At 76.2% G+C, this 13182-nt stretch carries 18 protein-coding genes and 1 riboswitch; of the genes, 7 read left to right on the top strand and 11 right to left on the bottom strand.

The features are described 5' to 3' along the window. Window positions 1-176: 176 nt before the first annotated feature. Genes JD78_RS14920 through mshA form a run of 3 tightly spaced genes read right to left on the bottom strand, consistent with a single transcriptional unit; the run spans window position 177 to window position 3702 of the window. A complete protein-coding gene (locus JD78_RS14920; RefSeq protein WP_228395034.1) occupies window positions 177-1733 on the bottom strand; it encodes an MFS transporter in 1557 nt (518 codons plus the stop codon). Next, window positions 1730-2245, bottom strand: coding sequence for a type III secretion system chaperone family protein (locus tag JD78_RS14925; protein ID WP_153358694.1), 516 nt, complete (start codon window positions 2243-2245; stop codon window positions 1730-1732). The genes JD78_RS14920 and JD78_RS14925 overlap by 4 nt, the downstream gene beginning before the upstream one ends. Continuing rightward, complete coding sequence (mshA, locus tag JD78_RS14930; protein WP_228395033.1) at window positions 2242-3702, bottom strand: D-inositol-3-phosphate glycosyltransferase; 1461 nt, start codon at window positions 3700-3702, stop codon at window positions 2242-2244. Before mshA ends, JD78_RS14925 begins: the two co-directional genes overlap by 4 nt. Before the next feature lie 85 nt (window positions 3703-3787). Here mshA and JD78_RS14935 point away from each other — a divergent pair, with 85 nt between their 5' ends. Further along, window positions 3788-4573: an SDR family oxidoreductase gene (locus JD78_RS14935; RefSeq protein ID WP_153358692.1), complete on the top strand. Its 786-nt coding sequence runs from the start codon at window positions 3788-3790 to the stop codon at window positions 4571-4573. Then, a complete protein-coding gene (locus JD78_RS14940; protein WP_153358690.1) occupies window positions 4570-4956 on the top strand; it encodes a hypothetical protein in 387 nt (128 codons plus the stop codon). The genes JD78_RS14935 and JD78_RS14940 overlap by 4 nt, the downstream gene beginning before the upstream one ends. Before the next feature lie 6 nt (window positions 4957-4962). Here JD78_RS14940 and JD78_RS14945 read toward each other — a convergent pair whose 3' ends face one another. Further along, on the bottom strand, window positions 4963-5277 hold the full coding sequence (locus JD78_RS14945) for a DMT family transporter (protein ID WP_153358688.1): 315 nt from the start codon (window positions 5275-5277) through the stop codon (window positions 4963-4965). 11 nt (window positions 5278-5288) lie between these two features. Further along, a riboswitch (guanidine-III (ykkC-III) riboswitch) is annotated at window positions 5289-5355 on the bottom strand. A gap of 85 nt (window positions 5356-5440) precedes the next feature. On the opposite strand from JD78_RS14945, the gene JD78_RS14950 reads away from it, so the two are divergent. Next, window positions 5441-5632: a hypothetical protein gene (locus JD78_RS14950; RefSeq protein ID WP_153358686.1), complete on the top strand. Its 192-nt coding sequence runs from the start codon at window positions 5441-5443 to the stop codon at window positions 5630-5632. 7 nt (window positions 5633-5639) lie between these two features. Here the strand turns inward: JD78_RS14950 and JD78_RS14955 are convergent, their stop codons facing one another. Both JD78_RS14955 and JD78_RS14960 read right to left on the bottom strand, forming a co-directional pair. Then, window positions 5640-5924 (bottom strand): hypothetical protein, encoded by a 285-nt coding sequence (locus JD78_RS14955; protein WP_153358684.1) that lies wholly within the window; start codon window positions 5922-5924, stop codon window positions 5640-5642. Continuing rightward, the gene (locus JD78_RS14960; RefSeq protein WP_153358682.1) at window positions 5921-6949 is read right to left on the bottom strand and encodes a UDP-N-acetylmuramate dehydrogenase; all 1029 of its coding nucleotides are present in this window, start codon (window positions 6947-6949) and stop codon (window positions 5921-5923) included. Before JD78_RS14960 ends, JD78_RS14955 begins: the two co-directional genes overlap by 4 nt. Before the next feature lie 40 nt (window positions 6950-6989). On the opposite strand from JD78_RS14960, the gene JD78_RS14965 reads away from it, so the two are divergent. Next, a complete protein-coding gene (locus JD78_RS14965; RefSeq protein WP_194290421.1) occupies window positions 6990-7835 on the top strand; it encodes a class I SAM-dependent methyltransferase in 846 nt (281 codons plus the stop codon). On the opposite strand, the gene JD78_RS14970 is transcribed toward JD78_RS14965, so the two are convergent. Continuing rightward, window positions 7801-8700: a helix-turn-helix domain-containing protein gene (locus JD78_RS14970; protein ID WP_153358680.1), complete on the bottom strand. Its 900-nt coding sequence runs from the start codon at window positions 8698-8700 to the stop codon at window positions 7801-7803. The genes JD78_RS14965 and JD78_RS14970 overlap by 35 nt on opposite strands. 27 nt (window positions 8701-8727) lie before the next feature. Here JD78_RS14970 and JD78_RS14975 point away from each other — a divergent pair, with 27 nt between their 5' ends. Genes JD78_RS14975 through JD78_RS14985 form a run of 3 tightly spaced genes read left to right on the top strand, consistent with a single transcriptional unit; the run spans window position 8728 to window position 10347 of the window. After that, window positions 8728-9198 carry a VOC family protein gene (locus tag JD78_RS14975; protein WP_153358678.1) on the top strand — a complete coding sequence of 157 codons (471 nt, stop codon included), beginning with the start codon at window positions 8728-8730 and terminating at the stop codon, window positions 9196-9198. Window positions 9199-9222: 24 nt separating this feature from the next. After that, complete coding sequence (locus JD78_RS14980) at window positions 9223-10083, top strand: spermidine synthase (protein ID WP_166521211.1); 861 nt, start codon at window positions 9223-9225, stop codon at window positions 10081-10083. Window positions 10084-10140: 57 nt separating this feature from the next. Beyond that, window positions 10141-10347: a PspC domain-containing protein gene (locus JD78_RS14985; RefSeq protein ID WP_153358676.1), complete on the top strand. Its 207-nt coding sequence runs from the start codon at window positions 10141-10143 to the stop codon at window positions 10345-10347. 9 nt (window positions 10348-10356) lie between these two features. On the opposite strand, the gene JD78_RS14990 is transcribed toward JD78_RS14985, so the two are convergent. From JD78_RS14990 to JD78_RS15005, 4 genes are all read right to left on the bottom strand, one after another. Beyond that, window positions 10357-10647: a DUF2516 family protein gene (locus JD78_RS14990; protein WP_153358674.1), complete on the bottom strand. Its 291-nt coding sequence runs from the start codon at window positions 10645-10647 to the stop codon at window positions 10357-10359. 145 nt (window positions 10648-10792) lie between these two features. Continuing rightward, complete coding sequence (locus JD78_RS14995) at window positions 10793-11611, bottom strand: hypothetical protein (protein WP_153358672.1); 819 nt, start codon at window positions 11609-11611, stop codon at window positions 10793-10795. Continuing rightward, window positions 11608-12138 carry a helix-turn-helix domain-containing protein gene (locus JD78_RS15000; protein WP_166521212.1) on the bottom strand — a complete coding sequence of 177 codons (531 nt, stop codon included), beginning with the start codon at window positions 12136-12138 and terminating at the stop codon, window positions 11608-11610. The genes JD78_RS14995 and JD78_RS15000 overlap by 4 nt, the downstream gene beginning before the upstream one ends. A gap of 60 nt (window positions 12139-12198) precedes the next feature. After that, window positions 12199-13140, bottom strand: a complete 942-nt coding sequence (locus JD78_RS15005; RefSeq protein WP_228395031.1) for an asparaginase — start codon at window positions 13138-13140, stop codon at window positions 12199-12201. Between the last annotated feature and the right edge of the window lie 42 nt (window positions 13141-13182).

Raw genomic sequence — 13182 nt, forward strand, 5'->3', positions numbered from 1 at the left:
GTCCGCGGCCGCCCTGACCCTGGCGGTCGACACGCTCCGTGGTCAACGGTTGTCACACGGTCCCGTCGGGTGTCACCTGACCGGGCGTGGGCGGGGCCACTGATCGACGCAGCGTCCGCAGCGGGGCACGCGCGCGGGCGTGGCCGGGTGACACCCGGCCGCGCAGGAGGGAGAGGTCAGACCGGCCGGCGACGGCCGGGCAGCCACACCAGCACGACCACCGCGGCGACGACCGCACAGCCGGCGGTGCCGACGGCGGTCAGGTGCATGGCCCCGACGAATGCCTCCCGGGCCGGCTCGACGACGGCGCCGGCCCCGGCCGCGGCCTCCCCGCCGGCGGCCCGGGCCCGTTCGACGGCGGCCAGCGTCCCGATGATCGACTCGCCGGCCTGCTCCCGGGCCGCGGGCGGCAGCGCGTCGACGTCGGCCCCGAGGCGGGTGGCGTAGGCGCCGGCCAGCACCGAGCCGAGGATCGCCACGCCCAGCGCGCCGCCCACCTGGCGCACCGCGTTGTTGACCGCCGCGCCGGCACCGGCCTTCTCCCGCGGGACGACGGACATGATCGACTCCGTGGCCGGTGCCAGCACCGAGCCCATCCCGATGCCCTGCAGCGCCAGCACGGTGAGCACCAGCCACACCGGGGTGTCGGCGTCCAGCAGCTGGATGCCGGCGAAGGAGACCGTGATGAGCGTGAACCCGGTGGCGCACACGGCCTTGGCGCCGAACCGCTCGGCGAGCCCCGAGCTGCGCGGGGCCATCAGCACGATGCCCAGCGCCACCGGCACCAGGCTGGCCCCGCTGGCCAGCGGGGAGTACCCGCGCACGCCCTGCAGGTAGTAGACGAGGTAGAACGTCGCCCCCTGCAGCGCGAAGAAGTTCAGCGCGAGCGCGCCGGCCGCGGCGGAGAAGGCCGGGTTGCGGAAGAGGGTCACGTCCAGCGCCGGGTGGTCGGTGCGCCGCTGCCACCAGACGAAGAGCGCCAGCAGCAGCAGGCCACCACCCAGCGGGGCCCAGGTCTGCGGCGCGCTCCAGCCGTCACTGCCACCCCGGATGATGCCGAACACCAGGCCCGCGAGCGCCACGATCGACAGCAGCACCCCCGGCACGTCCAGCCGGCCGGGCGCGGGGTCCTTCGACTCCGGGACGACCAGCAAGATGCCCAGCACCCCCACCGCCGCGACCGGGACGCCGATCAGGAAGACCGCGCCCCACCAGTAGTGCTCGAGCACCAGCCCGCCGGCCAGCGGGCCACCGGCGACCGCGAGGCCGGAGGCGCCGGCCCACAGCCCGATCGCCCTGCCCCGTTCCCGGGCCGGGAAGACGTTGGTGATCACCGCGAGGGTGGCGGGCTGGACGGCGGCACCACCGACCCCCATGAGCGCCCGCCAGCCGATCAGCTCCAGCGCCGAGTCGCTGAACGCGGCGAGCACCGAGCCGATGGCGAAGATCGTCAGCCCGGCCAGGAGCACCTTCCGCCGGCCGAACCGGTCCCCGAGCACGCCCCAGCTGAACAGCAGCCCGGCGAAGACGAGGATGTAGGAGTCGATCGCCCACTGGAGCTCGCCCTGGGTGGCGTCGAGCTCGCGCTGCAGGGTGGGCAGGGCGACGTTCAGGATGGTGTTGCCCATGATCACCATCAGCAGGCAGACGACCATGGTGGCCAGCACCCACCACCGCCGCTCGTAGCCGGCCGGCAACGAGGTCGTCGACGAGGTCGCGGCGGGCGGGGTCACCCGGGCGGCCGCCGGGTGGGGTCGGCGAAGGCGGCGAACGCCTCCAGGTTGCGCAACGACTCCCCGCGCTTGACCCGCCACTCCCACTCACGGCGGATCGAGCTGCCGAAGCCGATCTCCAGCATCGTGTTGAAGTGCTCGTCGGCGTAGGTGAGCACCGCGCCGAGGATGCGGTCGATCTCCTCGGCGGACACCGCGGCATGGGCGAAGGTGCCGGTCAGGTACACGTCGCCGACGCTGTCGATGGAGTACGCGACCCCGTACATCCGGGCGTTGTGCTGCAGCAGCCAGGCCCACAGCTGCTCCCGGTTCTCGTCGGGCTGGCGGCAGACGAAGGCCTCGACCCGGACGCCGTGCGCGCCGATGGTCATCCCGACGACGGTGCGCAGCTTCTTCACCCCGGGCAAGGTCACCACGAAGCGGCCGGTGCCGGGGTGCTCGTACTCCAGCTCGGCGGCGCGCAGGGCCTCCTCGACGACCCCGTCGAGCTCCGCCACGCTGCGCCGGCTCATCGACCCGCCGTGCCCCCGGAGAGGAGCCGCACGGCGTCCGCGCCGCGCAGCCGGGCCGCCCGCACCGGCCGCCGGGCCCGCTCGGCCATCTCGGCCATCTCGGCCATCGCCGCGGCGTAGCCGTCGACCAGGGAGTCGACGGTGCGGTCCCAGCTGAAGGCGGCGGCGTGCCGTCGGGCGCCGGCCGCCAGCAGCTCACGGCGCTCGAGCACCCGGGTGATCGCGCCGGCGTAGTCCTCGGGGTCCCGGCCGGTGACCAGCAGGCCGGAGACGCCGTCGTCGACCGCGGTCGGGAGACCACCCACGCGGGCGGCGACCACGGGCGTGCCGCAGGCCTGTGCCTCCAGGGCCACCAGCCCGAAGGACTCGTTGTGGCTCGGGACGACGGCGACGTCGGCGGCCCGGTAGTGGTCGGCCAGCTGCGCCGGCGGCTGCGGCGGCAGGAACCGGACGACGTCGGTGACCCCGAGCCGCACCGCCAGCTCCTGGAGTCGCCGCGGCTCGGCCAGCCCGGACCCGCTGGGGGCGCCGACCACGAGCACCTGCAGCCGCGCACGCAGCGCCGGGTCGCCGGCGAGCACCCGGGCGGCGGCGTGCAGCAGCATGTCCGGCGCCTTGAGCGGCTGGATCCGGCCGACGAACAGCAGGACGACGGCGTCGTCGGGCACGCCGATCCGCGCGCGGGCGCTGCGCCGGGAGCCGGGGCGGAAGGTGCGCAGGTCGACCCCGGGCGGCACCACCAGGGTGCGGCGGGGATCGGCGCCGTAGAAGTCGACGAGCTCGCGCGCCTCCTCCGCGGTGTTGGCGACCAGCCGGTCGGCCTCGGCGACGACCTGCTCCTCGCCGATCACCCGGGCGCGCGGCTCGGGCTCGTCGCCCTCGGCCAGCGCGGCGTTCTTGACCTTGGCCAGGGTGTGCGCGGAGTGCACCAGCGGCACGCCCCAGCGGTCCCGGGCCAGCCAGCCGACCTGGCCCGAGAGCCAGTAGTGGGAGTGGACGACGTCGAAGTGCCCGGGGTCGTGCTGCGCCTCCTCGCGCAGCACCGCCGCGGTGAAGGCGCACATCTGGGCGGGCAGCTCGTTCTTGCCCAGGCCCTCGAACGGGCCGGCGCTGACGTGCCGGACGGTGACGCCCGGGCTCATCTCGACCACCGGCGGCTGGTCGCTGGAGGTGGCCCGGGTGAACACGTCGACGGCGATGCCGCGCTCGGCCAGCCGGCGGGACACCTCGACGACGTAGACGTTCATGCCCCCGGCGTCACCGGCCCCGGGCTGCTCCAGCGGGCTGGTGTGCACCGAGAGCGTCGCGACCCGGCGCGGGAGCACCGGCGCCGTGGTGTTCCCGGCAGCGCTGTCCCGGGAGGTGCTGTCCCGGGAGGTCGTGTCCCGGGCCGTCGTCTTCCCACCCGTGGTGCTGCGCCACAGGACGCCGGGACGACCGGGCCGACGACCAGGCACGGTGCCACCTCCGCTCGGGCGTCCATGGCGCCCGCGGCGGACACCCTGTCGGTGGTTCAGTGTGCAACAAGGCCAGGATGGGCACATGTCCAGCCCCGTTGCCCCCTCCCCCTCCCGAGTGCCCTTCCCCGGTACGGGCCGGGTCGCCGTCGTCACCGGAGCCTCCAGCGGGATCGGCGCCGCGACCGCGGAGCGGCTGGCCGCCGAGGGGTTCGAGGTCGTGCTCGCCGCGCGCCGGCTGGACCGGCTCACCGCGCTGGCGGAGCGGATCGGCGGCCGCGCGGTGGAGCTCGACGTCACCGACCCGGCCTCGGTCGCGGCGCTGGCGGCGTCCCTGGACCGGGTCGACGTGCTGGTGAACAACGCCGGCGGCGCGTTCGACGCCAACCCGGTGGCCGAGGCCGACCTGAACTCGTGGGAGCGCAGCTACGACGTCAACGTGCTGGGCCCGGTGCGGGTGACGAAGGCGCTGCTGCCGGCCCTCACGGCCTCCGGCGCCGGCGACCTGGTGTTCGTCGGCTCCACCGCCGGGCTGGTCAGCTACGAGGGCGGCGCCAGCTACACCGCCGCCAAGCACGGGGTGCACACGCTGGCCGAGACGCTGCGCCTGGAGCTGGTGTACGACCCGGTGCGGGTCATCGAGATCGCCCCCGGGATGGTTCGCACCGACGAGTTCTCGCTGAACCGCACCGGCAGCCAGGAGAAGGCCGACGCCGTCTACCGGGGCGTGCGCGAGCCGCTGGTGGCCGAGGACGTCGCCGACGTCATCTCCTGGGCGGTCACCCGGCCGCACCACGTGAACGTCGACCTGCTCGTCGTCCGCCCGCGGGCCCAGGCCGCCCAGCACAAGGTCGCCCGCGAGGACGGGTGACCGCACCCTGGGGCTCGTTCGGACGGGACCGGCTGTCCACCGGCTGGTCGTGGCCGGCCGAGCGGGAGCAGGTGGCCGACGAACTCAGGGCCACCGGTGCGCGGGTGGGCAGCTGCACGTTCGCCGTGCCGGAGCTCGCAGCCGTCGGGGAGCCGCTGGTGCTCGAGGTGCGCTGGGCGCCCGGTGGGCAGCTGGCGCTGCGGATCTGGGCGGTACCCACCGCCGACGCGGCGGCCGTGGCCGCCGAGCTGGCGGGCGGCTGGCTGGCGCGCGCCTGCCGGTGGGCGGCGGACGCGCCGTCCCGCGACGCCGGGTGGACGGCGACCACGCACGCGCTGTTCGTCACCCGCCCCGCCGGCCGGCTCACCGCCCTGGAGGCGTGAGCAGGTTCAGGACACGAGCTTCAGGCCGATGACGCAGCCGACGATGCCGGCCAGCAGCAGCACCCGGACCACCGAGACCGGCTCCGCGCCGGTGGCCATCGCCCAGCCGGCGGTCAGCGTCGCCCCGATGCCCACCCAGACGGCGTAGGCGGTGCCCAGCGGCAGGGTGCGCATCGCGAGGGCGAGCCCGCCCATGCTGCCGGCGAGGGCCACGCCGAAGACGACGCTCGGCCACAGGCGGGTGAAGCCCTGCGACCGGTCGAGCGCGGTGGCCCAGACGGCCTCCAGCGCGCCGGAGACGACGAGGACGAGCCAGGCCATGACCACTCCCGAGAACGCCGTCTTGTCGCTGTCCGGGTACGGCGCCGCTCGTCCGGGAGCTCCGCTGCGGGGCTCACCTCCAGGCTCGCACGCACCGGTCGCCGTGGCCAGCGGCGTCGGACGGGGGTCGACGGACGGCGCCGTGTGGGGGCACCATCGCGGGATGCACGGGGACGGGCGTGAGACGAACCAGTACTCCCCGGCCGGCACGATCGGGAAGCTCGGCGAGCTGACGGGTGGCTGGGTCACCAACCCGCGCGGCCGGCGGCGGGCGCTGCGCATGCTGCTGTGGCTGGCCGTCACCCTGGCCGTGCTGACCGCGCTGGGGGTGGGGCTCGCCCTCCTGCTGGCCTGACCGCCGGTCAGGCGGCGTGGGCGAGGAGCAGCTCGTAGGCGGCCGCGACCTGTGCGGGCGCGGCCGAGGTACCGGCGGACGCCGTCAGCGCCCGGGCAGCCTCGACGTCGGTGCTGAGCAGGTCGCCGCCGTTGAGCAGCCGCGAGATCAGCCCGGCCAGCGCGCCGTCGGCCTCCACCCGGGCCATCCAGGCGGCCATCGCACCCGCGCCACCGCCGGCCGGCACCGCGGGCGCCCGCAACGTCTCGTACAGCCCACCCAGCCGCCGGGCGTCGTCCGGCCGCACGCTCACGGGCGCACCGGCTCGGGCACCAGGGTCACGCCGAACTGCCCGCGGACCGCGTCGACGACCCGGCCGGCGAAGGCCATCAGCTCCGCCGACGTCGCGCCGGGCTCGGTGGTCAGCGCCAGGCTGTGCCGCGGTGACGTGCCGACCCGCCCGTCGCGGGTGCCCTTGCTGAACCCGGCCGACTGCACCAGCCAGGCGGCCGAGAGCTTGAGCTGCTCGGCCCCGTCGGCGCCGATCCCGGCCGGCCAGCTCGGGCAGCCGGGCACCGCCGCGGCCACCGGCACGATCGGGTTGGTGAAGAACGACCCGGCGCTGCGGGTGTCCGGGTCGGCCGGGTCCCACACCATGCCCTTGCCGCGGCGCAGGCCGAGGACCGCGTCCCGCACGGCGGCCAACGGGGCGGTCTCCCCCAGCCCGACGCCGAGGGTCCGGGCCAGCTCGGCGTAGCTCACCGCACCCGACTGCGCCGAGGGCCGCAGCGCGAAGGTCACCGCGAGCACGACGTGGGCGCCGGGCTGGGACTTGAACCGGCTCTCCCGGTAGGCGAACCCGCACTCCTCCGGGGTGAACACCCGTTCGGTGCCCGCGGCGCGGTCCCAGGTGCGCACCGAGGTGATCAGCGCGGCGACCTCCTGGCCGTAGGCGCCGACGTTCTGCACCGGGGTCGCCCCGGTCGACCCGGGGATGCCCGACAGCGCCTCCAGGCCCGCCAGCTGCTGGCCCACGGTGGCCGCGACCAGGTCGTCCCACGGCTCGCCGGCCTCGACCTCCAGCTCGACCAGTCCACCGGCGTCCCGGCGGGTCACCCCGCGGGTGCGGACCAGCACCACGTCTCCGGACCAGCCGGCGTCCGGGCCGATCAGGTTGGAACCCCCACCGAGCACCAGCAGCGGGCGGCCGGCGTCGTCGGCATCGCGGACGGCCGAGACCAGCTCCTCCCGCGTGGTGACCTCGACCAGCCGGTCGATCGGGCCGCCGACCCCGAGGGTGGTCAGCTCCGCGAAGCGGGCGTCGCGGTGTACCTGCACCCGACCACCGTAATCCGCGGCGCGACTAACCTCGTCCACCGTGAGCGACCACACCCGGCGTGCGTCGCTGCCCCCCACCCGGAAGACGCCCCGGCTCGCCGCCGGCCGCGCCCGGGCGATGGGCCTGCCCACCCGCGGCACCACCAACGCCAACCGGCTGCGCCGGGTCGACCGCTGGATCGTGACCACCCAGGTGGCCCGGCTGCGCGACGCCGCCCGGCCGCTCGTCGTCGACCTGGGCTACGGCGCCTCCGCGGTGACCACGCTGGAGCTGGCCGAGCGGCTGACCCCCGAGGTGGCCGGGCTGGAGGTGGTCGGCCTGGAGATCGACCCGGAGCGGGTGGCCGCGGTCGCCGAGCACCGTGACCCGCCGCGGGTCGACTTCCGGGTGGGCGGGTTCGAGCTGGCCGGGCTGCAGCCGGTGCTCGTGCGGGCGTTCAACGTGCTCCGCCAGTACGACGAGGAGTCCGCGGCCCGCGCCTGGGACACCATGCGCGGCGCGCTGGCCCCCGGCGGGCTGCTGGTCGAGGGCACCTGCGACGAGTGGGGACGGCGGGCGACCTGGGTCGCGCTGGACGAGGACGGGCCGCTGACCCTCACCCTGGCCGCCCGGGTGTCCGACCTCGACCGCCCGTCGGACCTGGCCGAGCGGCTGCCCAAGGCGTTGATCCACCACAACGTGCCCGGCCAGCCGGTGCACCGGTTCCTGACCGCCTTCGACGCCGCCTGGGCGTCCGCCGCCGGGCTGTCCACCTTCGGCCCGCGCCAGCGGTGGGCCGCGGCGGTGGAGACGCTGGCCGACGAGGGCTGGCCGCTGGTCGGCCCGACCCGGCGGTGGAAGCACGGCGAGGTCAGCGTCCGCTGGTCCGCGGTCGCGCCGGTCTGACCCGCCCGGTCCCCGGGTCGGCCCGCGCGCGGGCGAGATAGGCCGACGGCGGCACACCGACGACCGCCCGGAAGTCCCGGCTGAAGTGCGACTGGTCGAACCAGCCGAGCGAGGCCGCCAGCCCGGCGAGGTCGTCGGCACCCGCGTCGATCGCCGCGGCGGCGTCCTGCAGCCGGTAGCGCGCGAGCACCGCCTTGGGCTGCACGCCGACCCACCGGGCGAACCGGCGCTGCAGCGACCGCACGCCCACCCCGGCCCGGCCGGCGACCTGGTCGACCCGGACCACGGACCGGTCGGCGACCATCTCCGCCAGCAGCGCGCTCAGCTCGACGAACTCCGCCGGCGGCTCGGGCACCACCGGCAGCAGGGCGGCCTCCAGCACCGCGACGCGGTCGGCGTCGTCGGCCTGGGCGAGGAGGTCGGTCACCAACCGGACGGCGTCGACCGGGAGTTCGTGGCCGAGCGGGGTGACCGTGCCGACCGCTGGCGGCCGCCCGGTGAACGCGGCCCAGCCGCCGGGGCGGAACTTGGCCGCCGTCACCCGGCCGGCGCCCACCAGGTCGACGGTGAACCGGCGGGTCACCACCCCGTGCACCAGCACCGCGGGCAGCTCGAACCCGAAGCGGGGGTGCGTGCCCTCCTCCACCGAGAGGTTCACGCTGGGGTGGCTGAGCACCTCCGAGCGGAACGGCGGCTGACCGGTGCGGTCCCAGCGCACCGACCACCAGCGCTCGACGAAGGGCGCGAGCACCGGGTGCACGGCGACGTCCCGGCGCAGGCCGGCCACCTGCTGGGTCGCCGCCGGCCGCAGCACCCCGCGGGAGAGCGGGTCGTCCCGCGGTGTCGTGTTCGTCCAAGACGGCACGGCAGGAGCCTAGGCAGGGTGACCGACATGACGATCGAGAACGGCCGTCCCGACGGCTACACGACCCTCACCCCGTTCCTGGTCTGCTCTCCGGCGGCTCGGGCCATCGACTTCTACTGCGCCGTGTTCGGCGCCCGGGTGGTCAGCCGGATGGACGCTGCCGACGGCTCGGTGCCGCACGCCGAGCTCGACCTCGGGCTGGGGCGGTTGCAGCTCGGGGACCCGAACGGGGCCTACGAGCTCGTCGCCCCGACCGCCGGCCCGGTCAGCGCCTCGACCTGCGTCTACGTCGCGGACGTCGACGCGGTCACCGCGGCCGCCATCGAGCGGGGCGCCACGCTGCGCGAAGCGCCCGCCACCTTCGTCACCGGCGACCGGTTCGCCTCGATCATCGACCCGTTCGGGCACCGCTGGGCGGTGATGACCCGCGTGGAGGACGTGAGCCCGGCCGAGGCCGAGCGCCGGCTGGCCGAGTGGGCGGCGAGCGGCGGGGTCTGAGCCGGCGTCCGGCAGGATGGCCGGGTGGGCCGGAGGAGGAGCGAGCACCTGACGCCGCTGCCCGGGCCGGTCGAGGTCGGTGGCGGGACGGCGGAGCTGCTGGCCGATGCCGACCGGGACGGCGCGTGGGAGCTGCACCTGGACGGCGTCCCGCAGTCGCACGTCGACCTCGGCGACCCGACCCACCTGGAGTTCGAGTACGTCCGCCGGATGGGGCACGTCGTCGACCTGGTCGCCCCGGCGGGTGCGCCGCTGGACGTCGTCCACCTGGGCGGCGGGGCGCTGACCCTGGCCCGCTACGTGGCCGCCACCCGGCCCGGCTCCGCGCAGCGGGTGATGGAGCTCGACGGGCGGCTCACCGACCTGGTGCGGTCGCGGCTGCCGCTGCCCCGGGGTGCCCGGGTCCGGGTGCGGGCCATCGACGCCCGGGCCGGGCTCGCCGCGCTGCCGGACGCCAGCGCCGACCTGGTGCTGGTCGACGTCTTCGCCGGCGCCCGGACCCCGGCGCACCTGACCACCGTGGAGTTCGCCACCGACGTCGCCCGGGTGCTGCGCCCGGGCGGGACGACGGCGTGGAACGTCTCCGACGGCCCGCCGCTGCGGTTCGCCCGCACCGAGGCCGCGACGCTCGCCGCGGTCTTCGAGCACCTGGCCCTGGTCGCGGAGCCGAGCACGTTCAAGGGCCGCCGGTTCGGCAACCTGGTCGCGGTCGCCTCGGACGCCGAGCTGCCGGTCGCCGAGCTGACCCGCCGCTGCCTGACCGACCCGATGCCCGCCCGGCTGGTGCAGGGCGCCGAGCTGGGGACGTTCGTCGGGCAGCAGGCGCCGGTCACCGACGTCGACGCGCAGCCCTCGCCGCAACCCCCGGCCGGCGTCTTCGGCTGAGGACGGCGGGTCTCACCGGAGCTGCACAGGTCGACCCGGTGCCCCTAGGGTCGGGCCATGACAGCTCCTGCGTCCCGCCGCCTGACCCGCGACTCCCGGCACAAGGTGATCGCGGGGGTGTGCGCCGGCCTGGCCCGGCGGTTCGGCCTGTCCCGGAACGGCCTGCGCCTGGCGTTCGTCGTCTCCTGCGTGCTGCCGGGCCCGCAGTTCATCGCCTACATCGCCCTGTGGGTGCTCATGCCGTCGGACCGCCGCGGGTACTGACCCACCGGGTCACCAGCTGGTGTCGTTCCCGCCCCGCCGCAGCCCGCGCACCGCGGGGCGCACGTCGACCAGGTAGACCACGGCCGCGATGACCGCCGGCAACCCGAACAGGTTGAGCGGCCCCTGCCACCACAGCAGCAGCGCGGCCAGGCCGGTGATCGCCATCCAGCCGGGCTTGGTCAGCTTCCCCGCGGCCACGAAGGCGGGCGCCGGGCGGATCACCGCGTCGACGAACGCCCACAGCGCGAGCGCCAGCGTGCCCAGGCGGACCAGCTCGTAGACGAACCCGTCGAAGCCCATGCCCCCGAGGATAGGCGTCCCCGGGCCCGCTCCGGCGGGTCTGCCCGCGGCACGTCGGCGACCTGACCCGCCCGGGTGAGACGCACGCCGCCCCGGCACCCGCGACGATCGCGGGTACCGGGGCGGCGTGCCGGGCGGAGGTGCCTTACTCGGTGTCGCTGCTCTTGGCCGGGACGGCGAGCGGGTCGGGCACCGGGGTGCTGCTCTGCGCGGCGGTGTCCGGTGCTGCCGCCTTCTTGGCCGGGGACTTGCGGGCGGTGGCCTTCTTCGCCGGCTTCGGGGCGCCGTCCCGGACGCGCCGCTTCGTGGCCGCGGCGGCCTCGGCGGTCTCGTCGGTGACGGTGTCGAGCGCGTCGTCGGCGCGGGCCGCCGTCTTCTGCGCCACCGAGGTGACCTCGTTCGACGCGGCGTCGACGGTCTCCTGCACGGTGTCGGCGGCGTCGGCGACGGCATCCTCGACCGTGTCGACGGCCTGCTCGGCGCGCCCGGCGAACCGCTGGAACGTCGGGCCGACCAGCGTCGCGCCCCGGTCGGCGAGCTCGCCGATCGTGGTCAGCGCCTGGGTGCGGGCGGTGCCGACCAGGCCGGTGACCGTGCCGAAGACCGTCTCCGGCCGCACGGTGGCGGCGGCGTCGACCGCCGCGGTGCGTGCCTGGGCGGCGGCGACGCGGGCCTGCTGGGCCGCCGCGGCGGCCTGCTCGCGGGCCTGACCGGCGCGGGCGCGGGCCTCGGCGGCGGCGTGGGCGGCGCGGGTGCGGGCGTCCTCGGCGCGGGTGCGCGCCTCCTTGCCGGCGAGGTCGGCCTGGACCTGGGCCTCACCGGGCAGCGCCTCGGCGCGGGAGCGGAACTGGCCCACGACGGTGCGGGCCCGGTCGACGGCGACGTCGCCGGCGCCGAGGGCGGCCAGCAGGCCGGTGCGGACGACGTTCTCGCCGTGCTTGATCAGGGTGTCGGTGCGGCTCATGCCGTCTCCTCCTGAGGTGACTGGGGTGACTGGGTGGGTGACTGGGGTGCGGCCGGCTGCGCTGCCGCGGTGTGTGCCTGCTCGGTGCGCGCCTGCTCGGTGCGCGCCTGCTCGCGGGCGTAGGTCTCGTAGAGCTCCAGCAGCACCGCCTTGTGCCGCTCGGAGAGCGCCGGGTCGGCCCGGATGGCGGCGACCGTGCCGGCGGTGCCCGACCGGCGGTCGAGGATGCCGGCCTGCTCGTAGAGGGTCTCGGCGGAGATCTTCAGGCCGCGGGCGATCTGGGCCAGGATCTCCGCCGACGGCTTGCGCAGGCCGCGCTCGACCTGGGACAGGTAGGGGTTACTCACCCCCGCGGCGCGGGCCAGTTCGCGCAGCGACACCTGGGCGGCGCTGCGCTGGCTGCGGATGAAGTCGCCCACGTGGGTGCCCACGCTGGCCGGCACGTGGCCGGCCTCGGCCGCGGCCGAGGTGACCGTCTCGCGGACGGCGCTCACCTGGTCGCGGACGAACTCCGTGGGGCGTGGCACGACTCCACGGTAACCTCGTGTGCTAGCTCTTGCAAGCGCAGTGCTAGCACCTGTCGGTCGTCAGGCGAGCGATGCCGCCGCCCGCACCTGGCCGACGACGCCGTCGCCTCCGCTCACCGGCGTGAGCAGCCAGCGGGACAGCGACTGGGCCGGCAGCCCCAGCCGCAGCAGACCGGCGGTCAGCGCCGGCAGCCGCCCGCGGTCACCGCCGTCGTCGAGCTTGAGGGCCACCGCACCCGCGCCGGGCAGGGCGGCGACGTGCACGCCGTCGGCACCGCCCTTCACCAGGAGTCCGGGCACCCCCTGCATCAGCTCGGTGTCGTCGCGGCCGGTGCCGGCGACCAGCCAGGGGTGGGCGCGCATCGCGTCGGCGACCAGGCGCTCCGGCGTGCCGGGGTCGGCCTCCACCAGCGACAGCACCCCGCGCGCCAGCCCGGTCAGTGACAGGGCGTGCTGCGGGGCGCCGCAGCCGTCGACGACGACGGCGCTGACCGGCTCACCGGAGGCCTCGCCGAGACGCGCCTCGATCGCCTGCTGCAGCGGGTGCTCCCGCTCCAGGTAGCCCTGGGTCGGCCAGCCGGCCGCCACGCAGGCGGACAGCATCGCCGCGTGCTTGCCCGAGCAGTTCATCGCCAGCCGGTCCGGCGACCGGCCGGCCACCAGCCACTGCGCCCGGGTGCCCTCGTGCTGGGGCAGCGCGGGCGGGCAGCCCAGGTCGTCCGGCCCGAGACCGGCCACCGCCAGCACCTGGGCGGCGAGCTCCCGGTGCTCGTCCTCGCCGTTGTGCGAGGCGGCACCCAGGGCCAGCTCCCGGTCGTTCCGGGGCCGCCAGCCGGCCGCCAGCAGCGCCGTCGCCTGCACCGGCTTGTTCGCCGAGCGGGGCAGCACCGGGCGGCGGACGTCGCCCACCTCCAGCAGCGGGGCGCCAGCGGCGTCCAGCACGACCAGCGAGCCCCGGTGCACCGACTCGAGGAAGCCCGAGCGCCACACCTCGACCAGCACCGGGGAGTCCGGCCACGCGCTCTGCTGGCCCCCGTGCAGGGG

The sequence above is a fragment of the Modestobacter roseus genome (assembly GCF_007994135.1).
In the GTDB taxonomy this organism is placed as follows: domain Bacteria; phylum Actinomycetota; class Actinomycetes; order Mycobacteriales; family Geodermatophilaceae; genus Modestobacter; species Modestobacter roseus.

Coding starts and splice junctions, on each gene's coding strand:
- JD78_RS14925 (WP_153358694.1), bottom strand. CDS start 2,245: ATGAGCCGGCGCAGCGTGGCGGAGCTCGACGGGGTCGTCGAGGAGGCC.
- JD78_RS14935 (WP_153358692.1), top strand. CDS start 3,788: ATGTCCAGCCCCGTTGCCCCCTCCCCCTCCCGAGTGCCCTTCCCCGGT.
- JD78_RS14945 (WP_153358688.1), bottom strand. CDS start 5,277: ATGGCCTGGCTCGTCCTCGTCGTCTCCGGCGCGCTGGAGGCCGTCTGG.
- JD78_RS14950 (WP_153358686.1), top strand. CDS start 5,441: ATGCACGGGGACGGGCGTGAGACGAACCAGTACTCCCCGGCCGGCACG.
- JD78_RS14975 (WP_153358678.1), top strand. CDS start 8,728: ATGACGATCGAGAACGGCCGTCCCGACGGCTACACGACCCTCACCCCG.
- JD78_RS14985 (WP_153358676.1), top strand. CDS start 10,141: ATGACAGCTCCTGCGTCCCGCCGCCTGACCCGCGACTCCCGGCACAAG.
- JD78_RS14990 (WP_153358674.1), bottom strand. CDS start 10,647: ATGGGCTTCGACGGGTTCGTCTACGAGCTGGTCCGCCTGGGCACGCTG.
- JD78_RS14995 (WP_153358672.1), bottom strand. CDS start 11,611: ATGAGCCGCACCGACACCCTGATCAAGCACGGCGAGAACGTCGTCCGC.